A 21,104-nucleotide genomic window follows, 5' to 3' on the forward strand; every position below is an offset into this window, starting at 1 on the left:
AGCTACGTTTCATTGAACTGATGCAAACGGGTGAGATGGATGAGCTGTTTCAACGACATCATGTCTCCGGTGTGGCGATTCGCAATCAGCTTATCGCCAACGGCTGGCTGCTGAAGGCTCGAGCCAGTAACGATGGCCCCGCTCAGGTGTTTATTCACCCAGATTACCAAGGTGAAATTGGTTTGATCATGCCGTACGAGAAGGATTTTTGCCAAAGTTGCAATCGTCTACGAGTCTCGGCAATCGGAAAATTGCACTTATGTCTGTTTGGCGAAGAGGGGGTGGTTCTGCGAAATTTGCTCCAAAGTGATAGCCAACAAGCGGCGCTGACGTCGCGTATTCAGCAAGCACTTCAAACCAAATCCGTCAGTCACTTTCTTCATGATGGAAACTCAGGTGCTACACCTCATTTAGCCTCTATCGGTGGATAGCCACGTCAGAGTGACGAAAGCGAAATTGTGATCACGGGGGGACACTCGTGATGGAAAAAATAACAACGTAAATTATGTGAAAGGTGAACAAATGGGTCACGCAGAAAGCAAATTTCAACCGGCGACAATCGCGGTGTTAACCGTGTCGGATACCCGTAACGAAGAAAACGATACCTCGGGACGCTACTTGGTCGAGCAAGCTCAAGAGGCAGGACACCAAGTGGTTGATAAACAAATTGTGATTGATGACATGTATAAGATTCGTGCCATCGTCTCTCAGTGGATTGCGGATGAGTCAATCCAAGCGGTGATGATCACCGGCGGTACGGGGTTTACTTCTCGCGATAGTACGCCTGAAGCACTGAAGCCTCTGTTTGATAAAGAAGTGGAAGGGTTTGGCGAGCTATTTCGCATGGTCTCTTTTGAAGAAATCGGCACTTCAACGATTCAGTCACGTGCCATTGCTGGCTTTGCCAATCACACCGTGATTTTTGCCATGCCGGGTTCGACAGGCGCGTGTCGCACAGGCTGGACTAAGATCATCAAGCAGCAGTTGGATGCCAGCCATCGTCCTTGTAACTTTATGCCTCACTTATCGGTATAAGGGGATCGCATGAGTGAACTGACTCACATCAATGCTTCGGGTGAAGCGAATATGGTCGATGTGTCGAGCAAAGCAGACACAGTGCGCGAGGCGCGCGCTGAAGCTTTTGTTCACATGGCGCCAGAGACGCTGCAACTGATTCTCTCTGGAGAGCATCACAAAGGTGACGTGTTTGCCACCGCTCGTATTGCCGGTATTCAAGCCGCGAAAAAAACCTGGGACTTGATTCCGTTATGCCACCCGCTGCTCCTGTCCAAAGTGGAAGTACAGTTGGAAGCGCTGACCGAAAAGAGTCAGGTGCGCATCGAGTCGGTGTGCAAGCTCGCCGGCAAAACCGGTGTGGAGATGGAAGCATTGACCGCGGCTTCAGTGGCGGCGCTGACCATCTACGACATGTGTAAAGCGGTGCAAAAAGACATAGTGATCGGTTCGGTGCGGCTTTTGGAGAAAACGGGCGGAAAATCCGGGCATTTCAAGGTGGATTATGATTAACGTATTGTTTTTTGCGCAAACGCGCGAGTTGGTTGGCGTTGATACATTAACGCTCCCTGACCAATTTGACACCGTAGAGTCATTGCGTGCGCATCTTGCGCAGCAAGAGGGCAAATGGTCTCTCGCACTCGAAGCGGGTAAACTGCTCGCAGCGGTGAATCAAGCAATTGTGCCGCTTACCCATCCGCTGAAAGATGGCGATGAAGTGGCCTTTTTCCCGCCAGTAACAGGGGGCTAACGATGACGGTGCGTATCTCTGTTCAAGCGGATGATTTTGATGTCGGTGAGGAGTATGGTCAGTTGGCGCAAGACGCCAGTATTGGCGCAGTGGTGACCTTTGTCGGCAAGGTTAGGGACATGAACTTGGGCGACCAAGTGACCGGTCTTACCCTTGAACATTACCCAGGAATGACGGAGTCATCGCTGCAAAAGATTTGCGACAGCGCATTGGCGCGTTGGCCGCTGGATTGTGTGCGTGTGATCCATCGTATTGGCGATCTTGATATTGGCGATCAAATTGTGTTTGTCGGTGTAACGAGTGCGCATCGCAAAGCCGCGTTTGAAGCGTGCGAATTTGTGATGGACTACCTCAAGACACAAGCGCCGTTTTGGAAAAAAGAGCGCACGACAACCGATACGCGTTGGGTGGAATCGCGTGAGTCCGATGCGCAAGCCGCACAGCGCTGGCAACAACCTTAGTTGATGCCTTGCTCTACCACTGATTGATTTGATGAATCGTACCCCGGCGCTGTTTTTTGGCAAAGAACAGCGCTTTGTCAGCTGGAAGTACTTGGTACTGGTCCAGCCCGGCAATGATCTTGGTTCATGGTGACGCGTCGTATCGCGTCCACCCCACGCCTCCACATAGACGCCCGTTTTGCTGATTAAAAAGGTCGGCTCAGGCAAAGAGGCAAACACCGTATGCATCAACGCGGGGGTCACTTTCATCAATTCAGTCAACGTTGAGTTCACGGGCTCATACCTCTCCATCGCTATCACTAATTACAGTTTAGTCATTAAGTTGAGGGTCGGTGGAAAAATGCGCAGCGCCATTTGTGAAATCAAGAAATTAGACGACAATATATAGTATGACCCGCCCAGAGCACGGACAAGGAGACGCAGATGGAATCATTAAAGGTCAGAGACTATATGACGTTACAAGCGGTGACATTTACCCCCAATATGTCGTTGAGTGCGGCGCTTGAAAAGGTGATGAACTCAAATTATCTCGGTGGGCCCGTGATTGACGAGAGCAAAAAAGTGATTGGTTTTCTCTCGGGCCAAGACCTGTTGGATAAGCTCATCAAGGTGAGTTACTACTGCCAAGATACCCATATCGTATCGGACTGTATGAGCAAGGAGGTACTTTCAGTGACTCCTGAGACCTCTATTATCGAGTTAGCGGATATGATGAAGGTCGGTAAACCTAAGGTCTACCCTGTCATTGATAATGGTCGATTGGTTGGGATCATCACGAGAAGAGATGTATTACGCGCGATCGGTAAAACCATCAACGATTGCTTTAAGCATCCGGTTTAATTTACGTCTCGCCGTTTATTTCGCTCTCGGAGGCATCGCTGTCGACCTCGGGGTGATGGCCGTAGCGATGAGAAAACGTGAGATCAAACGGCGATTTTATGTGCAAAATTGACGATATTGCGCATTAAAGTGTGATGCAAAACGGTTTGTTGTGAAATTGAATGTTTTGTTGCTCTATTATATGTGATCTAAATCACTCTATATTGCTGCTGACTTGGTTAGAGTAGCCGGGTACCTAAACAAATGTAAGAACAGGCCGCCACCCATTCGATGAGCCTGTCACTATAAGGAGCCTCCCCTATGTCTCAAGCTGTTTTCCACCTTGGTGTTACGAAAGATGATCTTGCTGGTGCGACACTCGCGATCATCCCTGGCGATCCTGCACGTGTGCAAAAAATTGCTGAAGAGATGGATAATCCCGTCTTTCTCGCCAGTCACCGCGAATACACGCTGTACCGCGCTGAATTAGAGGGCAAGCCTGTTGTTGTGTGTTCAACCGGTATTGGTGGCCCATCGACTTCTATTGCGGTTGAAGAGTTAGCGCAGTGTGGTGTGCGTACCTTCCTACGTGTTGGTACCACTGGTGCAATCCAACCGCATGTGAATGTTGGCGATATGATTGTTTCAACCGGCTCTGTGCGTCTCGATGGTGCCAGTCTGCATTTCGCGCCTATGGAGTTCCCAGCGGTGGCTGATTTTGATGTGGCAACAGCGATGAAAGCGGCGGTAGAAGAGACAGGTGCAACGGTTCACATGGGTGTCACGGCTTCCAGTGATACCTTCTACCCTGGTCAAGAGCGTTACGATACCTTCTCAGGTCGCGTGGTGAAACGTTTCCAAGGCTCGATGAAAGAGTGGCAAGATATGGGCGTACTGAACTTCGAGATGGAGTCAGCGACCTTATTGACGATGTGTGCAAGCTCTGGCCTAAAAGCAGGTTGTGTGGCAGGTGTCATCATCAACCGAACTCAAAAAGAGATCCCTGATCACTCTACGCTAAAAGAAACCGAAGCACGCTCGATTAAAGTTGTCGTCGAAGCGGCGCGCAAAATGCTCTAAGTAACAATGTTCTAAGTTAAAATGATCTAAGTATCAGAGTCTTTAGCGCATATTCGCGTTAAGCAAACAATGATGAAAACGGCCAGGTCTTATCACCTGGCCGTTTTATTTATTTACAATAGATTGGCAACAATAGATTTTGCTAAAACGTGTATCGCTAGCAGTTCACGCTATCGCTACTCGAGGAAGTGGCAGATAGAGTGTTTCCGTCATGTCCGATAACACTTGGTCATAGACTTGCGAGATGACCGCAGACACGTCACTGGTCAGTTCATACAAGGCTTCTTCTGTCCAATCTAGCTCCTCGCTAATGGCGATTTCAGTCAGGTCACGCATCGCGGCACTGCTGGCTGGCGAGGCAACACTCAATGGACTGATAATCGACAGTTGGTTAAGTTTACGACGTGTTTTGTCGCAATAGTATTTAACGCGCAAGCGACCATCAATAGTATCGATTTCTGGAATGCACAAACGCAGTTGAGTCAGCACTTCCATACTGTCGAGGATTTGTTGCCAGTTCATGTGGTACTCATCACTGAGATCTTCACGCTCAGACTCAATCAACCATGCAATCGCGACTTCATCCATCAAGAACATGCAGTGACGAATGGTTTTACCGTGGATGACTTGGTTGCGAATCACGGTTCTGTCTTGCCACTCTTTATGCATGCCTTTGAGTTTTAATTGGAAAATTCGGTACATGGGTTTGTTGTCAAAGGGTGCATTGGCCACCAAGCCATTGGTGATATCGACCATTTGATCGTAGAGCGCTTCAATTTCTTCCAGCTCACTATCCGTCACCTCCTTGGTTAACGCCAAGTGGGTCGCGCTACGATGTTTGCGGCTAAGCAACATCACCTGTCGCAGCAAGATCAGTGTTTCAAACTTGCGCTCTAAAGTGCTTTGACGCTTTTTAGAGAAGTAAAGCATGACAGCCAATACGGCTATCGATAGAACCACTGAGATCAACACAAACATAACGTACTCCTTGTACTCGCCTACTACTAAGTGGGTAGAGCAGGAACAGTGCCAACTTATAAGTTGTTTAAATACAGTAGGTTACATTCTTGAGGGCGAAGGGGTTGAACGGTTTTGGTGCAAAGTAAGCCCTAATATTGTGATTGAGGGCACAAAAAATCCCCGCGGACGGTGTCACGCGGGGATGAGTGATACGAGCCTGGTGATTACATCACGCGCATACCTGGCTGTGCGCCTTCATGAGGCTCAAGAATCCATAGCTCGCTGCCACCAGGACCTGCTGCTAGGATCATGCCTTCCGACATACCAAATTTCATCTTACGCGGCTTAAGGTTCGCAACCATCACGGTGAGTTTGCCTTCAAGCTCTTCGGGTTTGTAAGCAGACTTAATACCAGAGAAGACTTGACGAGTTTCACCGCCGATATCGAGCTGGAACTTAAGCAGTTTGTTGGCTTTTGGCACTTCTTCGCAAGAGATGATACGAGCGATACGCATGTCCACTGCGGCGAATGCATCAAATTCAATCTCATCGGCGATAGGATCTTTATCCAGCTCAGTTTGGCTCGCTTGGTGCTTCGCCGCTTCTGCTGCTTCCTTCGCTGCCACTTCGGCTGCCGCGTCTTCTTTAGACGCTTCCACCATCGCTTCCACTTTCTTCGGATCAATGCGATTGAACAGCGCTTTGAACTTAGTGATTTCGTGATCGGTCAGCGGTGACGCGACCCCTTCCCATGTCAGCTCTTCGTTTAGGAAGGCTTCAGTGCGTGCAGCGAGCGCAGGCATCACAGGTTTTAGGTACGTCATCAATACGCGGAATAGGTTGATACCTACAGAGCAGATGTCTTGCAGCTCTTGGTCTTTACCTTCTTCTTTCGCAATCACCCACGGCGCTTTCTCATCGACGTATTGGTTTGCTTTGTCAGCAAGGGCCGTGATTTCGCGGATTGCGCGACCAAATTCACGACTCTCATAAAGCTCTGCGATGCGAGAAGCCGCTGCCGCGAACTCGTTGTATAGTTCTGGCTCTGCAAACTGTGCTGAAAGCTTGCCGTCAAAGCGCTTACTGATGAAGCCTGCGTTACGTGATGCTAGGTTAACAATCTTGTTCACGACGTCAGCGTTCACGCGCTGAGTGAAGTCGTCAAGGTTGAGGTCGAGGTCATCGATGCGGCTGTTGAGCTTCGCTGCGTAGTAGTAACGTAGGCACTCTGGATCTAGGTGATCTAGGTAAGTAGCTGCTTTGATGAAGGTGCCTTTAGACTTAGACATCTTCGCGCCGTTAACCGTTACGTAGCCGTGGACGAATACGTTGTCTGGTTTGCGGAAACCGCTGCCTTCAAGCATCGCTGGCCAAAACAGAGAGTGGAAGTAAACAATGTCTTTACCAATAAAGTGATAAAGCTCAGTTGTGCTGTCTTTTTTCCAGTACTCGTCGAAGTCGAGATCATCACGCTTGTCACACAGGTTTTTGAACGAGCCCATGTAGCCAATTGGCGCATCTAGCCAAACATAAAAGAACTTGTCTTTTTCACCTGGGATCTCGAAGCCAAAGTAAGGGGCGTCACGTGAAATATCCCACTGCTGCAGGCCTGACTCAAACCATTCTTGCATCTTGTTGGCGGTTTCAGCTTGAAGAGAACCAGAACGTGTCCACTCTTTCAGCATGCTTTCGAACTGAGGCAAGTCGAAGAAGAAGTGCTCAGAATCTTTCATGATGGGCGTCGCGCCTGAGACCGCTGATTTAGGATCAATCAGTTCCGTTGGGCTGTAGGTTTCGCCACAGTTGTCACAGTTATCACCGTACTGGTCTTCGGATTTACACTTCGGACAGGTCCCTTTTACGAAACGGTCCGGAAGGAACATCTCTTTCTCAGGGTCAAACAGTTGAGAAATGGTACGGCTAGAAATAAAGCCGTTTTTCTTTAGCTCTAAGTAGATGTGTGACGCTAGCTCACGGTTCTCTTCTGAGTGTGTGCTGTGGTAGTTATCAAAGCTAATATCGAAGCCAGCGAAGTCTTTTTGGTGCTCTTCACTTACGGCAGCGATCATCTCTTCTGGTGTCATCCCCATCTGTTGTGCTTTTAGCATGATTGGCGTGCCGTGAGCATCGTCAGCACAGATGAAGTTTACAGTGTTGCCACGTAGGCGTTGGTAGCGTACCCAGATATCGGCTTGAATGTGCTCAAGCATGTGACCTAGGTGAATCGAACCGTTAGCGTACGGAAGGGCACAAGTTACCAGCAGTTTCCTTGGATCAAGGGTTCTTGGATCGTTTGCCATACTTAATATTCGCTTCTTAAGGTGTAGGAAAAAATAGACGGTAATACTACCTTATCCCACCAGTGACTCCAAGGTATCTAGTTGCTCAAACACCCAGTTTTTTCAGGGTTCTGTCAGGACCTCGGGAGTGATAGCATGTGCGGTGCTATCCTTCTGTACAAAGAGCGTGTGTTTTCTGCGCGCCCTCTGCCAGTTCAGTGGGTCTTATAACAAGGAGCATTCATGCAGCAGTTTACTTCCAAGCAAGCGCTATGCGACTGGCTTAATCAGTTTCAACATCCACAGCTTGTGGCCGATTGGGCCTCAACGCCACATCTCGTTCATGTCGCCGCCGACCAATGTCAGATTCGACTGCCGTTTTCTTCGCGCTCTTTGCCTAGTGAACTCACTACTTGGATTGAAGGTCAGATAGAGCGCGGTCAAATCCAGCGTTTCCCGTATTCTATCCAAATCGATGTGAAACCGCTCAGCACTCATGTGAGCGCGGAAGTGAAAGGCGTGAAAAATATCCTTGCCGTAACCTCAGCCAAAGGCGGTGTGGGAAAATCAACAACGTCGGTCAACTTGGCGTTGGCGCTGGCCGCAACAGGTGCCAACGTCGGTTTGTTGGATGCGGATATTTATGGGCCATCGGTGCCGATGATGATTGGTCAGCAAGACGCTAAGCCACAAGTGAGAGACAACAAGTGGATGCAACCTATCAAGGCGCACGGCATCGTGACGCAATCTATCGGTTATCTGGTCTCCAAAGACGAAGCCGCGATTTGGCGTGGGCCGATGGCCTCTAAGGCGTTAGCTCAGCTGTTGAATGAGACCGAATGGCCAGATTTGGACTATTTAGTGGTCGATATGCCGCCGGGTACGGGGGATATTCAACTGACGCTGGCGCAGCAAATCCCTGTCACCAGTGCTTTGATTGTCACCACACCGCAAGATTTAGCGCTCGCCGATGCACGTAAAGGTGCGGCGATGTTCAATAAAGTAGAGGTGCCGGTTGTCGGCTTGGTCGAGAACATGAGCTACCATATCTGTTCTCATTGTGGTGAGCGTGAGCACATCTTTGGCGCAGGCGGCGCAGAGAAAATGGCACAAGAATATGGGTTGGATCTGCTCGCTCAAGTGCCGCTGCATATAGCGATGCGTGAAGACATCGATCAAGGCGTGCCTACGGTGGCGGCAAGGCTAGACTCAGAACACAGTCAAATCTACCTTACCCTTGCCGAAGCGATCACTGCGCGCATGTATTGGCAAGGTGAAGAGCGCCCTGCGGCAATCCAATTCACCATGGTCGAGTAACCCTCACTCGGTGTAATCGATTGCTTGCGTTTTTCTCCCTTCAAATGCGGTTTTGTTGCGAAGTGTGACTAGCAACAAACCGCGCTTCTCCCTATAATCAGGCGGTTTAACCAATTTACACTGATATGCATGCGTCTATTTGCACACTTGCTAATATTAGTGAATATGACACCAATTCAAACATCGAGTGCAAGAATAATGTCTGAGAATAATCAATGTGTGATCGTCGGTATTGCTGGCGCGTCTGCTTCTGGGAAAAGTTTAATCGCAAGTACGATTTACCGTGAGTTGCGTGAGAAGGTGGGCGATCATCAAATTGGTGTGATTACGGAAGATAGCTACTACAACGATCAAAGCCACCTTAGCATGGAAGAGCGTGTAAAAACCAATTATGACCACCCAAGTGCGCTAGATCATGACTTGCTTTGTGACCATCTAGAACAGTTGATCCGCGGTGAAGCGGTGGAAGTCCCTGAGTACAGTTACACTGAGCATACCCGCTTAGATAAAACCACCACGTTAACCCCAAAGAAAGTCATCATCCTTGAAGGCATTCTGCTCCTGACTGACCCGCGTCTGCGCGATTTGATGCATGCGACGGTCTTTATGGACACGCCGCTTGATATCTGTTTGCTGCGCCGCGTGAAGCGTGATGTGGAAGAGCGTGGTCGTACGATGGATTCCGTTTTGAAGCAATATCAGAAAACGGTTCGCCCGATGTTTATGCAGTTCATTGAGCCTTCTAAACAATATGCGGACATCATTGTGCCTCGTGGCGGTAAAAACCGTATCGCCATTGATGTGTTAAAAGCGCACATTGCAAAACTTTTGAAAGCATAATCCCAGCGGGGTTTATTTTTTTAGTGAGAAGTGGCACTTTAAGTGCCACTTTCTTTTTATGGCGACAAGTATTTGTTCAATCACGACTTATACTTGGGGAAGACCTAAAATTGTCTCTTACTTAGCAAGGATAATGCTGATGAAGAAGTTACTCATAGCCATAGCGGTCGTCGTTGTGGTCCTCCTTGGCGGGGTGGTTGCATTGGTAACCCTCGTCAATCCCAACCAATTTAAACCCCTGATTGTCGAACAGGCCAAAAAGCACACCGGCTTAGATCTGGTCATTGAGGGGGATATCAGTTGGCAGTTTTTCCCATCGATTGGTTTTGAGCTCGGTAAAACTGAACTGAGAAACCCAGCCGGGTTTGATAAACAAAATCTGTTTAAAGTCGATTCAGTGGGTATTGATGTCTCGGTCATGCCGCTATTTAGCCAGCAGCTCAACATTGGAAAACTTCGCCTCGATGGTGCAGAGTTCGCACTGATCACGCGCAAAGATGGCTCGACCAATTTGGATGCTTTGACTCAATCGTCATCTTCATCGCAACCGGCGACTCAAACCCAGAGTACGGCAGGGGACGTAGCAAGCTCAACCAGCAGCGAGCCGTCGTCCACCGAAACAGAAACTGGGGCCGCTTGGAGCATCAATCTCGCTGGCGTGAGCGTCAGTAATGCCGCTATTGAGATCCAAGACCTGCGCACAGGTAGTTTTACGAAACTGTTCGATGTGGCATTTAACTTGTCTGAGTTTGCCTTCGAACAATGGAGCTCGGTGACGTTTGCAGCGAAAGGTCAAAACAACCAGCAAGTGTTTGAAACCAAGGGTGACCTTGAGCTCAAATTAGCCCCCGGGTTGCGTGATTATGCGCTGCGCAATATCAACCTAGATAGCCGTTTTAGTGACCCAAGCACCCAAATGGAATCCATTAAGCTGGCGTTAGAGACGTTTCAGTTTGATGCGGTGAATCCGTTGACTTTCGAGATCAAAGGCCAAGCCGCTGATATGGACATCGATATGACGGGCGCGGCCAAACTGAGCGTTGATAAAGCGATGACGCTAGTGCAAGTGAATCAATTCACGCTCGACGGTCAGTTGCAAGGCGAGAGCCTACCTCAATCCCCTATGGCTATTGGCTTGTTATCGGACATACGTTTTGATCTCACTAAGAGTCATCTGAGCCTTGTGCTGAGTAAACTGACTGCCAATGCATTGCAATTTGATGGCAAAGCCGACGTCACCTTGGCCGAAATCGCGAAAGTGCGCTTTGCGCTTCACAGTCCAAACATCGACTTGGATGAATTTCTTGGACTAGGCGAAGCCAGCTCAAATCAAGGCGAACCTTCCGACTCATCTCAATCGACGTCAAGTTCTTCACCGCAATCAGGCACGTCACAAGCGGGGACGTCAGCTGCGAAACAACCGAGTGCAGAAGTAGAACCTGACTTGTCAGCGTTGGCCAATTTGGACGTGAAGGGTGACATCACCATCGATAAGTTCAAGGCCAACAACGCCAAGATGGAGAAGGTGAGCACAAGCTTCTCGATTGACCGAGGTGTGGTTGATTTGAGCGCTTTTACCGCCAACCTCTACCAGGGTAGCGTCACAGCTACAGGACGATTGGATGCGCGTAAGAGCCCTGCGACCTACAGTGCCAAAAAGCAGATTCGCGGCGTGAAAGTGCAGCCTTTGCTGGTGGATGTGGCCAACACTGATCAGTTGGAAGGCACAGGTAACATTGATGTTGACGTTAAAGGTAGCAGTTTGACTCCAAGTGGTATTCAGCAAAACCTTGTTGGCACGATAGGAATAAGTTTCACCGATGGTGCGGTCAATGGGATCAACGTTGCGCAGTTGATTCGTGAAAACTACGCCAAGATCAAAGGTCAAAAAGTGGAAGCCGCAACGGGTGTTAAGAAAACCGACTTTAGTGCGATGAAAGCTACGTTAGTCCTTAACAAAGGCAATGTTTCGACCAACGATCTCACCATGCAATCCCCTCTGCTACGAATCCGTGGTCAAGGCGGAGCGAACTACATCAAGCAGACAGTGAACTTTACCGTGAGCACCTCAGTGGTTGGTTCTTTGGAAGGCCAAGGTGGTAAAGATATCGATGAGCTGAAGGATGTCACGATTCCAATTAACATCTCCGGTTCGTGGGATGCGCCTAAGTTCAAGTTAGTTTTTGATGATGTACTGAAGCAAAAAGCGCAGAAAGAGATTGACCGTGGCTTAGAGAAGTTAGACGGGAAAATCAAAGACGAAAAAACCAAGGAAGCCGTTAACAGTTTGATCAAAGGTTTGTTCAACTAACCTCACAGCGCACCACAGCAACAAACAAAAAGCCTAGCTCGCGATTGTCGCTATGAGCTAGGCTTTTTTAAATCCCAGTAATGGGAAAATCGTGTTACCAATCCACCCCTTTGAGGGCTTTGACACCGGATTCAAAGGCGTGCTTGATGTTTTTCACTTCTGAGACGGTATCGGCCATCTCAATCAAACTGCGATGGGCACCACGCCCGGTGATGATCACCGATTGCATTGCTGGGCGTTGCTCGAGTGCCTCGATCACTTCATCGAGTTCAATATACCCATAGCTCACCATGTAGGTGAGTTCGTCAAACAGAATCACATCCAGTGATTCGTCTTTGAGCATGCGCTGGCACTCTTTCCACACCACTTGAGCCGCTTCGGTATCAGTAGTTTTGTTTTGCGTTTCCCATGTAAAGCCTGTCGCCATCACTTGAAACTCGACGCCGAGTTTTTCCAGCAGGTTGCGTTCGCCGTTCTCCCAGGTTCCCTTGATAAACTGCGCGACAGCACACTGTTTACCATGACCGACCGCGCGAGCAATTGTGCCAAACCCTGAGGTGGATTTGCCTTTGCCGTTGCCCGTGATGATGAGCAACAAGCCTTTCTCTTCTTGTGCCGCTGCAATTTTCTTATCAACTTGTTCTTTGACTTTCTGTTGACGCTGTTGGTGTTTTTGCTCTTTGTGAGAAGGTGCTTGGTCTGACATATCGTTACCTTGTGATCATTCCTTTGCTCGCCATCATAGCGGACAACGCAAAGGGAAAAAACCGTCATCGACTGTGGTTACTCTCTCGCGTGATATCACATTTTGAGAGGGAGAAGTTTCATCCTGCTGGGATAGATTTCATGCCGCCAATCTAAAAAGTGTCGCTGTTCAAGATATGGATAACAAATTGAATTTACGAATGTTGTACCCCTTAGCCACGGTGTATAACCAAAATGTGTTTTGAGAAGGAGGCACAGAGATGATACACCCGACTTGGCAACGATACGCGATGGCCGCAGCCCTGAGTTTTATCGCACTTAACACACAAGCTGACGTGTCCAATCAAGATACCTTGGTTCAGTCTGGGCGGTTAAATACGACGTCTGTTCCACTCTATGGCGCAGAAGTATACAGCCATGACAAGGTCACCTTTGGCAAGTTCGTAATGAGGTTGAAGTTGGTCTCTGCGACCGGCGTCGTCTCGTCTTTTTTCACCTATGATAATGAATCTTGGCAAGGCGGCATTCCTTGGCGTGAGATAGATATCGAGGCGATCGGCAAAGCGCCCAACCAACTGCAAACCAATCTCATCACAGGCGCCCTTGGCGAGCGGATTCACTCCGAACATCTCCATCCCGTGCCACTGAATACCTTTCAGGAATATACGCTCATCTGGACTCCAGATGAAATCACTTGGTTGGTCAATGGTGAGGTGTTGCATCGCGTATTAGCCAAGGACTCGCAACAGGTGATAGACATGCGAGACAGCCCGCAAAGTTACCGCATGAACCTTTGGGTCTCTGAAGCGGCGGATTGGGTGGGTAAGTTTCAGCCTGAGCAACTGCCACTCACCCAGCAAGTGGACTGGATGGAGTACTACCGCTATCAAGATGGGCAATTTGAGAAGGTGTGGCGTGATGATTTTGATCGTTTCGATCACACGCGCTGGGGAGCAGGGGATTGGTCCTTTGAATCGAATCTGGTTACCTTTCATCCCGATAACGCGTTTGTCGACAATGGTCTGTTGCACCTTCGCTTATCCAGTGGCGAGTAGTTGAGGCGCCGACAAGCGGTATTCTTACCCTTTGTCTTGATGTGAGAGTTGAACCCGCCTAGCGTCTCAACTAGAATCCACGTTTTGATTACTACTATTAGGTCACAAGTATGAGCGATACCAACGCCAAACCTGAGTTACCGGATCACCTATCAGGCAACCCACGCAGCCCACATCACATCGCTGAGTGTTTTGAACACCAAATCGGCATTCGCCTAAATGGCAAAGAGCGCACCGATGTGGAAGAGTACTGCATCAGCGAAGGCTGGGTAAAAATCCCATCACCGAAAGCAAAAGATCGCTGGGGTCAACCGATGCTGATTAAACTCAAAGGCGAGGTTGAGGCTTACTACAAGTAAACCGCCCCTATGAGAATTCGAAAGAGTGAAGCCCGTGCTTCACTCTTTTTTTATCTGCGCGTATGGTTTTGGAATCGACGGCGTGTTTTCCTAATGAGAGAAAACGCCGGCACATTGGTCAACTGAAAAGGAAATCCATCATGAACAGTACTCAGTGTTCCTCCATCCTTGTCGTCTGCATGGGCAATATCTGTCGCTCTCCGACGGGCGAAGCGGTGCTCAGAGCGAAAGCAAAAGAGCTAGGCGTTGAAGTGGAGATAGACTCGGCAGGAACCATCGGTTACCACCAAGGTCATGCGCCGGACCCACGTGCCCAGGCGGCAGGAAAAAAGCGGGGATATTCGTTTAAAGGGATTCGAGCACGGCAAGTAGAGCCCAATGATTTTGCTCGCTTTGATCTCATTTTGGCGGCAGATAGGGACAACTTAGCCGATCTTCAAGCGCAGTGCCCACGTGAGCATCAACATAAGCTCAAACTGTTTCTCAGTGACATTGATGCAGACGTGGATGAAATACCTGACCCATATTATGGCGGAGATGAAGGGTTCGAGAATGTGCTCGATCTGATTGAGCAGGCGAGCGAGGCCATTTTGCAACGCTAAGCGGCCATTACGCGTCCACTGAAGTAATCATTGGCGACGATATACTCGGTATTGCGGATCAGCTCGTCGTGAATCTCCGACCAATGAACATCGTCAACATCATAGCTGGGCACGACACCGCCAACGCGAATGTTGAAAGGCGTTAGCTCTTTAGCCCAGCTTTGGGTAAATCCGGCCACCATGGAGGTGGCGTTGTCGAAGCCAGATAAATCTCGATAATCCGCATGGGCGATAACGTTGACGATTACCCCGTTTTTCTTTTCCGTCCTCATTCGCTCTGCGGTAGCTTGGCCGAAGCTAAATAGCGTCGCTGCCATGTGGGAAAGCTGCTGAGTAAAAATCTCGCGGCCACTCTGTTCAAGAATGGTCGGCATCGCATGGCTAGTGATGGCGTTGATCAACACATCGGGTGAATGCCCTAGCGTGTCGTCCATGTAGTGAAACAGATCGTGAATGGCATCGACACTGTAATCGACAATCGCACAGGAGTAGATTTTAGTGGAGATCTGCTGACAGCTTTGCACTGTTTGTTGCAAGCGAGCGGAGTTTTTGTCGCACAGAACCAAGGTGGCACCTAGCGATGCGAAATGAGACGCGAGCGTACCACCAAGCTGAGAGCCTGCAGAAGTAATTAATATTACTGCATTTTTTATATCCATCGCTCGCCTTCCTTCTCGTCACACTTGACTACTTTGTTCATATAGCATGGTAGATTAACTGTTACTTATATGTGAATAACTTCAAATAAGTTGTGCGCATCTTTGAGCAGAGCGTGTTTCTTTGCGGTGTTTCACACTCTCTAGTTGAACGGGTGAATATGTATACAAAATGAGACAACGAGAATGTGATCCTGCGTCAATAGCAAAGATGTTAACCCATTAAGTTTGTAGGGAAATTTGGAACTGACGTTGAGCGTGGATCAGCTGATTGTAGAGATCGGCCGGTATTAGCTCACGCGGTGTTTGTTCTGCCAGTTGACGCCTCTGGTGACCAGAAAGGTTGTGATAGACCTCTTCAGGAAGGTCATGTGTCTCTTCGGGTAAATACGTCAAGGTTTCCGGTGTTAGGTAGTGGGACAACTTAGCACTGGCGAGACTACTGGAGTGAAACAGCGCCGCTTGTTGCGCGGAAACTGCGTATGAGCTTTGATCCGAACGCAGAGTTTGCGGAGACGGCAACTCAAATCGACGGCGCAGGGCCGCTTGACTGCTGTCAATCGTATCGATTTTTTCCACTGGTGTTGTGTCGCGGACATCGTCAGAGAACAAAGAGAGAATCAGCGCAAAATCGGCACGGCGACCTTCGTGCACCGCATGATTAATGCCAGTGCCAAACTGAAGCTCGTTGATGACGCTCGCTTTGTCTAAGGTATGAATCGGGGTGTGCATATGTCCTCGCTTGATGTCTATGTAGCGGCGAGGGGACAAAAAGCTTGAGAGCAGGTATGAAAAAAGCCAGCTGACTGCTGGCTTTTTAGGCGACTAAATTCCAATCCTTTCGGGGGAAGGGATTATTTTGCTAGGTTTTCTGCAACGAAGTCCCAGTTAACCAGTGCCCAGAAACCGTTCATGTAATCTGGACGAACGTTACGGTAGTCGATGTAGTACGCGTGTTCCCATAGGTCAACCGTCAGTAGTGGCGTGGTGCCTTCTTCTGTTAGTGGCGTCGCTGCGTTTGACGTGTTCACGATATCTAGTGAGCCGTCAGCTTTTTTCACAAGCCATGTCCAAGAAGAACCGAAGTTGTTGATTGCCGCATCAGTAAACTTCGCTTTGAATGCGTCGAACGAACCAAAGGCTGCGTTGATGGCATCGGCTACTGCGCCTGTTGGTTCACCACCCGCGTTTGGAGCAAGACAGTGCCAGTAGAAGGTGTGGTTCCAGATCTGTGCAGCGTTGTTAAAGATGCCGCCAGAAGATGTCTTGATGATCTCTTCGAGTGTTTTGCCTTCGAACTCAGTACCTGGGATTAGGCCGTTGAGCTTAACCACGTAAGTGTTGTGGTGCTTGCCGTGGTGGAAATCTAGGGTTTCTGCTGAGATGTGTGGTTCTAGTGCGTCTTTCGCGTAAGGAAGAGCGGGTAGTTCAAATGCCATTGCTCGATTCTCCATTGATTTGAAAGGGTTAGCCCTTTCGATTGCTTCCAGTGTTATTTATTATTCACAGCTTGCACGCGGCTTGCTGTGGTCAATGTGCTGACTTGCGTTCTAGTTTAGCAAGTTTTTACTTTATTAAAAGAGTTATTCGGATCCGATCACTGCAAAATTCTCGTCAAGCGCCCGTCGGATTTTGCAAGACACCGCATTGTGCAAACAGTGTCGCATTCAAGCCCAAATTTGTGCAAGGATTAAATCCCTTCTTATTGTAGGCTTTTTATTCTGCGCTAATGGTTTAGAATGTCCAGAATATTTGCAGTAACTCCATTAAGAGGAAGCAATGGAAACTATCGATAAAATCAAACAGCAAATCGCAGAAAACACGATCCTTCTTTACATGAAAGGTTCCCCGAAACTACCAAGCTGCGGTTTCTCATCTCAAGCAGCGCAAGCTTTGATGGCTTGTGGCGAAAAATTCGCTTACGTAGACATTCTACAAAATCCAGACATCCGTGCAGAACTGCCAGCGTATGCGCAGTGGCCAACGTTCCCACAATTGTGGGTAGAAGGTGAGCTGATCGGTGGATGTGACATCATCATTGAGATGTTCCAAAAAGGCGAATTGCAGCCACTGATTAAAGAAGCCGCGGCGCGAGCAGGCAGCGACGAAGAATAATACTGGTTATATTTACAGTTTTTCTTGATTTGTAAGGGCGACATTGGTTAATGTTGCCCTTATTTTTTGCCATTTGACTCGCGTCTAAACTCCCTATGTCCCGTCTGTTTATTGCTGAAAAACCCAGTCTAGGCCGAGCGATCGCGGCCGCGCTGCCTGGCCCAAAGAAAAATGAGTCAGGCTATATTCGTTGCGGCAATGGCGATGTAGTGACCTGGTGTATTGGCCACCTGTTAGAGCAGGTCGAGCCAGACAGTTATGACGAGCGCTACAAAAAGTGGAATCTCGCTGACTTGCCTATTGTCCCGTCACAGTGGCAACTCAGACCGAGAAAGTCCGCCAGCAAGCAGCTCACAGTGGTCCGTAAGTTACTGAAAGAGGCGCAGCAGATCGTCCACGCTGGGGATCCAGACAGAGAAGGCCAATTACTGGTGGATGAAGTGATTGAATACTGTCGCGTCCCCCAAGGTAAGAGGACGTCGATGCAACGTCTGCTGATCAGTGACTTGAACTTACCAGCCGTTAAACGTGCGCTTAGCCAAATGCGCAGCAACCGTGACTTTATCCCCCTTTCTGTTTCCGCGCTGGCGCGTTCACGCGCCGACTGGTTGTATGGAATGAATATGTCGCGGGCCTACACCTTGTTGGGGCAAAAAGCGGGCTATCAGGGCGTTTTATCCGTTGGGCGCGTTCAGACTCCGGTACTCGGCCTAGTGGTGCGCCGAGATGAAGAGATTGAGCAGTTTGTACCTAAAGATTATTTTACGTTGCATGCGTTGATTCCCTATCAGCAGGGGGATCAGGCGTTTGATATTCGCGCGAGATGGAAGCCGAGTGAAGCCTGTCAGCCTTGGCTCGATGAAGAAGGCCGAGTATTGAGCCGCAAGCTGGTTGAGAACGTTGCAAGCCGTATTGCCAATCAGCCCGCGACAGTGGTGGAGTCCGAACAAAAGCAGACTAAACAGTCGGCGCCGCTTCCTTATTCGCTCTCTGCCCTGCAAATTGACGCCGCCAAGCGTTTTGGTATGAGCGCACAACAAGTGCTTGATACCTGCCAATCTTTGTACGAAAAACATAAGCTCATCACCTACCCACGCTCAGATTGCCGCTACCTGCCGCTTGAGCACTACTCGCAGGCGCGTTCGGTCTCTGATGCGATTGCCAATAACGCCAAGGATCTGTCCACGGCGGTGGAGGAGGCGAATCTCTCCTTGAAGTCCAAAGCATGGAATGACAGCAAGGTGGATGCGCACCACGCGATTATTCCGACGCCTAAAAAAGCGTCAGTCAATGCGCTCTCTGCAAGTGAAATGAAAATCTATCAGCAGATTGCTCGCCAATATCTGATGCAGTTTTACCCTGCAGCCGTGTATGCCGAAGCCAAGTTGGTGTTTGAGATCGCCGGAGGTGCGTTTGTCGCCAAAGGTCGACAATTGGTCTTAGCGGGGTGGAAGGCACTGATGGGTAAAGTGGATGATGACGATCAAGGCGTTGAGACGGTGCCACCGCTGGCGAAAGGAGAAGTGCTGACCTGCCGAGAGGGAGAGATCAAGGAGAGAAAAACAGAGCCGCCGAAACATTTTACCGAAGCCACGCTCCTGCAAGCGATGACAGGCATCGGCCGATTCGTTGAAGACAAAGCATTAAAAGCCATCTTAAAAGAGACCGACGGGTTAGGTACCGAAGCCACTCGAGCCGGTATTTTGGATACGCTATTTAAGCGTCAACTCCTCACCCGCCAAGGCAAAGCCATATTGAGCTCCGCCGCCGGGCGCGGGCTAATTCACGCCTTACCAAGCGAATCCACCTACCCTGACATGACCGCCCATTGGGAGCACCAGTTGCAAGGTATGGCCGAGCGAAATCAAGCCTACCAACCTTTCATGCAAGCACTCCAACAGAGCATCGACGGATTGATGCAGCAGGTCAAATTTGGTGACGTGCCGCCATCGCTGCGTCATTTACCTAAGGTTGAGCGTCCGGCCTACAAAAAGAGACGTTCTTTTAAAGGCAAATCACCAAGAGCGAAGAAAAGCCGTTGAGCGAGAATGAAATCTTTCATAATGTCGAAAGTTTTCATTCGAGTTGTTTTTTGTTCGCCTGTTTGTCGACTCGTTTTCGTGACAAATTTCGCCAAATCTCATGAAATGAAACCGATTTCATCCTCGCCTAACCTGAAAAACAACGTCATAACTCTATGAAAGTCTTGTTTTAATTTTTAAATCTCTTGAATAGAACAGTTTCATGACGCTTATTTCAATAATCGGATGTGAAGTCGGCAAATATTTTCAAAGGTTTCATTGCTTATTATTTCCCTGAATTAAAACAAACCTAAATTAAATAGGGATATAACATGAAACATTTTAGAGTTTTACCAATAACTTTAGCGGTGGCTTCCACTCTCGCTTCTGCCTCTGTCCTTGCTGCGGAAACCGATATTTCGGCATTAGAGCAACGTATTCAAGAATTAGAGTCTAAGCTGGTTGAAATTGACTACGTCAATGACCAACAACAAGCTGTGTTGACCCCAGATACGCAAGTGCCTCAAGGCATTATCTTCTCAGGTTACGCACGTTATGGCGCGCACCACTCGTCAGGCGACAACCGTTATGTCGAAGTGGGCAGCAGTGGTCGCTCTCTTGGCCGTTTGGGTAACGAAGCGAACGGTGGTGAAGTTCAATTAGCCAAAATCTTCCAAGCAGACAATGGTGCCAAATGGGATTTGGTTTTCATGGTGGATGATTGGAACAACGACCAATGGGGTTCATCAGGCGGCGTGAATTTGAAGAAAATGTATGCCGGTGTTACCAACATTTTTGAAAGCCAACCAGAGCTCTACATGTGGGCGGGTCGTGACTTCCATCAGCGTCCACAACAAGGTCTGAATGATTACTTCTGGATGTCTCATGATGGCCAAGGCGCGGGCTTCAACAACCTAAACTTGGGTGGCGTGAAGCTGGATATGGGCTTTGTTGGTGCAGTGGACAGCTCCGACGGGGCATTAGGCAACGATGCGGGCCGCTATGCTATTACGTCAAAGTTACATGGAATCAATTTGGGTTTCGGCAATCTAGACCTTTACGCGAACTATGGTTTTGCTTCTAGTGAAGCCAACAGCTCAGCGAGTGAGGAAATCGTGATTGACGAAGATGGCGACATTGTTGTGAAGAAAAATCCTGCAGTAAACGTTGAAGATGAAACCGCTTGGCAAGTCGGTGCCGTACTTGGCGTAGGTAGCTCTAATAAGTTAGTGATGAAATACGCCGATGGCGCTGACAACTCAGTATTCGAGCTAGCAGGTGACAAGCAGGTCTTCTACGCAAGTGTCGAAGGGGGCTACAAAGCGTCTGAGCAATTTATTATCGATTACTTAGTGTCGTACAAAGATATTTCAGGTGCTGATACCGATGAGAAAAGCGAATACGCCGGTATCGTTCGTCCACAGTATCAATGGGATGACGTTCACTCAACATGGCTAGAAGCTGGCTATGCGATGGAAGATTGGGACGATGGCAGTGAGAAAACCGGTTGGAAAGTGACATTATCTCAAAACGTGTCACTGGGAGGCTTGCCTTGGAGCCGTCCGATGCTGCGCTTCTACACAACCGTTGGCGATGTAGAAACGACAGGCTCAGCGGGTGATAAAACAACCGCAGACACCGTGGCTGTCGGTGCCATGTTCGAAGCGTGGTGGTAAGCCTAGGGTAATTTACTGTCCAACTTATTGGTCCCACAAGGCAGATTGGTGGGAACGGGTCGACTAGCCAATTTAACTCCAGT

At 49.0% G+C, this 21,104-nt stretch carries 21 protein-coding genes and 1 pseudogene; 16 read left to right on the forward strand and 6 right to left on the reverse strand.

Annotated elements, in window-relative coordinates; all coding sequences use genetic code 11:
- From moaA to udp, 7 genes and pseudogenes are all read left to right on the forward strand, one after another.
- Nucleotides 1-431 (forward strand): annotated as a pseudogene (gene moaA / locus AC6R1O_RS08600) (GTP 3',8-cyclase MoaA); the annotation flags it as partial.
- A gap of 91 nt (nucleotides 432-522) precedes the next feature.
- On the forward strand, nucleotides 523-1,035 hold the full coding sequence (moaB, locus tag AC6R1O_RS08605; protein ID WP_487903400.1) for a molybdenum cofactor biosynthesis protein B: 513 nt from the start codon (nucleotides 523-525) through the stop codon (nucleotides 1,033-1,035).
- A 9-nt stretch (nucleotides 1,036-1,044) separates the two neighbouring features.
- Nucleotides 1,045-1,527, forward strand: a complete 483-nt coding sequence (gene moaC, locus AC6R1O_RS08610; RefSeq protein ID WP_334552727.1) for a cyclic pyranopterin monophosphate synthase MoaC — start codon at nucleotides 1,045-1,047, stop codon at nucleotides 1,525-1,527.
- The gene (gene moaD, locus AC6R1O_RS08615; RefSeq protein WP_334552725.1) at nucleotides 1,520-1,765 is read left to right on the forward strand and encodes a molybdopterin synthase sulfur carrier subunit; all 246 of its coding nucleotides are present in this window, start codon (nucleotides 1,520-1,522) and stop codon (nucleotides 1,763-1,765) included. Before moaC ends, moaD begins: the two co-directional genes overlap by 8 nt.
- Nucleotides 1,766-1,767: 2 nt before the next feature.
- Nucleotides 1,768-2,226, forward strand: a complete 459-nt coding sequence (gene moaE / locus AC6R1O_RS08620) for a molybdopterin synthase catalytic subunit MoaE (RefSeq protein ID WP_500632938.1) — start codon at nucleotides 1,768-1,770, stop codon at nucleotides 2,224-2,226.
- 423 nt (nucleotides 2,227-2,649) lie between these two features.
- On the forward strand, nucleotides 2,650-3,066 hold the full coding sequence (locus tag AC6R1O_RS08625) for a CBS domain-containing protein (protein ID WP_334552721.1): 417 nt from the start codon (nucleotides 2,650-2,652) through the stop codon (nucleotides 3,064-3,066).
- A gap of 300 nt (nucleotides 3,067-3,366) precedes the next feature.
- Complete coding sequence (udp, locus tag AC6R1O_RS08630) at nucleotides 3,367-4,125, forward strand: uridine phosphorylase (RefSeq protein WP_334552719.1); 759 nt, start codon at nucleotides 3,367-3,369, stop codon at nucleotides 4,123-4,125.
- 165 nt (nucleotides 4,126-4,290) lie between these two features.
- On the opposite strand, the gene AC6R1O_RS08635 is transcribed toward udp, so the two are convergent.
- Nucleotides 4,291-5,103 carry a hypothetical protein gene (locus tag AC6R1O_RS08635; RefSeq protein ID WP_500656863.1) on the reverse strand — a complete coding sequence of 271 codons (813 nt, stop codon included), beginning with the start codon at nucleotides 5,101-5,103 and terminating at the stop codon, nucleotides 4,291-4,293.
- Nucleotides 5,104-5,309: 206 nt separating this feature from the next.
- A complete protein-coding gene (gene metG, locus AC6R1O_RS08640; protein ID WP_500656864.1) occupies nucleotides 5,310-7,385 on the reverse strand; it encodes a methionine--tRNA ligase in 2,076 nt (691 codons plus the stop codon).
- A 222-nt stretch (nucleotides 7,386-7,607) separates the two neighbouring features.
- Between metG and apbC the strand changes: the two genes are divergently transcribed.
- The 3 genes from apbC to AC6R1O_RS08655 all read left to right on the forward strand — a co-directional run bounded on the left by apbC (nucleotide 7,608) and on the right by AC6R1O_RS08655 (nucleotide 11,832).
- Entirely contained in the window at nucleotides 7,608-8,681 is a 1,074-nt protein-coding gene (gene apbC / locus AC6R1O_RS08645; RefSeq protein WP_500656865.1) for an iron-sulfur cluster carrier protein ApbC, read from the forward strand.
- 198 nt (nucleotides 8,682-8,879) lie between these two features.
- Entirely contained in the window at nucleotides 8,880-9,521 is a 642-nt protein-coding gene (gene udk, locus AC6R1O_RS08650) for a uridine kinase (RefSeq protein ID WP_334552711.1), read from the forward strand.
- Between the two features lie 139 nt (nucleotides 9,522-9,660).
- A complete protein-coding gene (locus AC6R1O_RS08655) occupies nucleotides 9,661-11,832 on the forward strand; it encodes an AsmA family protein (protein ID WP_500656866.1) in 2,172 nt (723 codons plus the stop codon).
- Between the two features lie 94 nt (nucleotides 11,833-11,926).
- Here AC6R1O_RS08655 and cobO read toward each other — a convergent pair whose 3' ends face one another.
- Nucleotides 11,927-12,538 carry a cob(I)yrinic acid a,c-diamide adenosyltransferase gene (gene cobO, locus AC6R1O_RS08660; RefSeq protein WP_500632267.1) on the reverse strand — a complete coding sequence of 204 codons (612 nt, stop codon included), beginning with the start codon at nucleotides 12,536-12,538 and terminating at the stop codon, nucleotides 11,927-11,929.
- Nucleotides 12,539-12,797: 259 nt separating this feature from the next.
- On the opposite strand from cobO, the gene AC6R1O_RS08665 reads away from it, so the two are divergent.
- From AC6R1O_RS08665 to AC6R1O_RS08675, 3 genes are all read left to right on the forward strand, one after another.
- Nucleotides 12,798-13,592 carry a family 16 glycosylhydrolase gene (locus tag AC6R1O_RS08665; protein WP_500656867.1) on the forward strand — a complete coding sequence of 265 codons (795 nt, stop codon included), beginning with the start codon at nucleotides 12,798-12,800 and terminating at the stop codon, nucleotides 13,590-13,592.
- Nucleotides 13,593-13,702: 110 nt separating this feature from the next.
- On the forward strand, nucleotides 13,703-13,951 hold the full coding sequence (locus AC6R1O_RS08670) for a DUF3297 family protein (RefSeq protein WP_334552704.1): 249 nt from the start codon (nucleotides 13,703-13,705) through the stop codon (nucleotides 13,949-13,951).
- Nucleotides 13,952-14,091: 140 nt separating this feature from the next.
- Nucleotides 14,092-14,553: a low molecular weight protein-tyrosine-phosphatase gene (locus AC6R1O_RS08675; RefSeq protein ID WP_500632265.1), complete on the forward strand. Its 462-nt coding sequence runs from the start codon at nucleotides 14,092-14,094 to the stop codon at nucleotides 14,551-14,553.
- Here AC6R1O_RS08675 and AC6R1O_RS08680 read toward each other — a convergent pair.
- The 3 genes from AC6R1O_RS08680 to sodB form a co-directional block, all read right to left on the reverse strand.
- On the reverse strand, nucleotides 14,550-15,212 hold the full coding sequence (locus AC6R1O_RS08680) for an SDR family oxidoreductase (protein WP_500632264.1): 663 nt from the start codon (nucleotides 15,210-15,212) through the stop codon (nucleotides 14,550-14,552). The genes AC6R1O_RS08675 and AC6R1O_RS08680 overlap by 4 nt on opposite strands.
- 219 nt (nucleotides 15,213-15,431) lie before the next feature.
- Entirely contained in the window at nucleotides 15,432-15,941 is a 510-nt protein-coding gene (locus AC6R1O_RS08685) for a VC2046/SO_2500 family protein (protein ID WP_500656868.1), read from the reverse strand.
- Nucleotides 15,942-16,063: 122 nt separating this feature from the next.
- Nucleotides 16,064-16,648, reverse strand: coding sequence for a superoxide dismutase [Fe] (gene sodB / locus AC6R1O_RS08690; protein ID WP_334552697.1), 585 nt, complete (start codon nucleotides 16,646-16,648; stop codon nucleotides 16,064-16,066).
- Nucleotides 16,649-16,988: 340 nt separating this feature from the next.
- Here sodB and AC6R1O_RS08695 point away from each other — a divergent pair, with 340 nt between their 5' ends.
- From AC6R1O_RS08695 to AC6R1O_RS08705, 3 genes are all read left to right on the forward strand, one after another.
- The gene (locus tag AC6R1O_RS08695) at nucleotides 16,989-17,324 is read left to right on the forward strand and encodes a Grx4 family monothiol glutaredoxin (protein WP_334552696.1); all 336 of its coding nucleotides are present in this window, start codon (nucleotides 16,989-16,991) and stop codon (nucleotides 17,322-17,324) included.
- Nucleotides 17,325-17,419: 95 nt separating this feature from the next.
- A complete protein-coding gene (locus AC6R1O_RS08700) occupies nucleotides 17,420-19,366 on the forward strand; it encodes a DNA topoisomerase III (protein ID WP_500656869.1) in 1,947 nt (648 codons plus the stop codon).
- Nucleotides 19,367-19,677: 311 nt separating this feature from the next.
- Nucleotides 19,678-21,021, forward strand: a complete 1,344-nt coding sequence (locus AC6R1O_RS08705; protein WP_500656870.1) for a carbohydrate porin — start codon at nucleotides 19,678-19,680, stop codon at nucleotides 21,019-21,021.
- The last annotated feature ends 83 nt before the right edge of the window (nucleotides 21,022-21,104 follow it).

The sequence above is a fragment of the Vibrio sp. R11-SG3-ISO3-SZ genome (assembly GCF_059834345.1).

Excerpts from the sequence above, each read along its gene's own strand:
- moaB (WP_487903400.1), top strand. The coding sequence starts at position 523 with ATGGGTCACGCAGAAAGCAAATTTCAACCGGCGACAATCGCGGTGTTA.
- moaC (WP_334552727.1), top strand. The coding sequence starts at position 1,045 with ATGAGTGAACTGACTCACATCAATGCTTCGGGTGAAGCGAATATGGTC.
- moaD (WP_334552725.1), top strand. The coding sequence starts at position 1,520 with ATGATTAACGTATTGTTTTTTGCGCAAACGCGCGAGTTGGTTGGCGTT.
- moaE (WP_500632938.1), top strand. The coding sequence starts at position 1,768 with ATGACGGTGCGTATCTCTGTTCAAGCGGATGATTTTGATGTCGGTGAG.
- AC6R1O_RS08625 (WP_334552721.1), top strand. The coding sequence starts at position 2,650 with ATGGAATCATTAAAGGTCAGAGACTATATGACGTTACAAGCGGTGACA.
- udp (WP_334552719.1), top strand. The coding sequence starts at position 3,367 with ATGTCTCAAGCTGTTTTCCACCTTGGTGTTACGAAAGATGATCTTGCT.
- AC6R1O_RS08635 (WP_500656863.1), bottom strand. The coding sequence starts at position 5,103 with ATGTTTGTGTTGATCTCAGTGGTTCTATCGATAGCCGTATTGGCTGTC.
- metG (WP_500656864.1), bottom strand. The coding sequence starts at position 7,385 with ATGGCAAACGATCCAAGAACCCTTGATCCAAGGAAACTGCTGGTAACT.
- apbC (WP_500656865.1), top strand. The coding sequence starts at position 7,608 with ATGCAGCAGTTTACTTCCAAGCAAGCGCTATGCGACTGGCTTAATCAG.
- udk (WP_334552711.1), top strand. The coding sequence starts at position 8,880 with ATGTCTGAGAATAATCAATGTGTGATCGTCGGTATTGCTGGCGCGTCT.
- AC6R1O_RS08655 (WP_500656866.1), top strand. The coding sequence starts at position 9,661 with ATGAAGAAGTTACTCATAGCCATAGCGGTCGTCGTTGTGGTCCTCCTT.
- cobO (WP_500632267.1), bottom strand. The coding sequence starts at position 12,538 with ATGTCAGACCAAGCACCTTCTCACAAAGAGCAAAAACACCAACAGCGT.
- AC6R1O_RS08665 (WP_500656867.1), top strand. The coding sequence starts at position 12,798 with ATGATACACCCGACTTGGCAACGATACGCGATGGCCGCAGCCCTGAGT.
- AC6R1O_RS08670 (WP_334552704.1), top strand. The coding sequence starts at position 13,703 with ATGAGCGATACCAACGCCAAACCTGAGTTACCGGATCACCTATCAGGC.
- AC6R1O_RS08675 (WP_500632265.1), top strand. The coding sequence starts at position 14,092 with ATGAACAGTACTCAGTGTTCCTCCATCCTTGTCGTCTGCATGGGCAAT.
- AC6R1O_RS08680 (WP_500632264.1), bottom strand. The coding sequence starts at position 15,212 with ATGGATATAAAAAATGCAGTAATATTAATTACTTCTGCAGGCTCTCAG.
- AC6R1O_RS08685 (WP_500656868.1), bottom strand. The coding sequence starts at position 15,941 with ATGCACACCCCGATTCATACCTTAGACAAAGCGAGCGTCATCAACGAG.
- sodB (WP_334552697.1), bottom strand. The coding sequence starts at position 16,648 with ATGGCATTTGAACTACCCGCTCTTCCTTACGCGAAAGACGCACTAGAA.
- AC6R1O_RS08695 (WP_334552696.1), top strand. The coding sequence starts at position 16,989 with ATGGAAACTATCGATAAAATCAAACAGCAAATCGCAGAAAACACGATC.
- AC6R1O_RS08700 (WP_500656869.1), top strand. The coding sequence starts at position 17,420 with ATGTCCCGTCTGTTTATTGCTGAAAAACCCAGTCTAGGCCGAGCGATC.
- AC6R1O_RS08705 (WP_500656870.1), top strand. The coding sequence starts at position 19,678 with ATGAAACATTTTAGAGTTTTACCAATAACTTTAGCGGTGGCTTCCACT.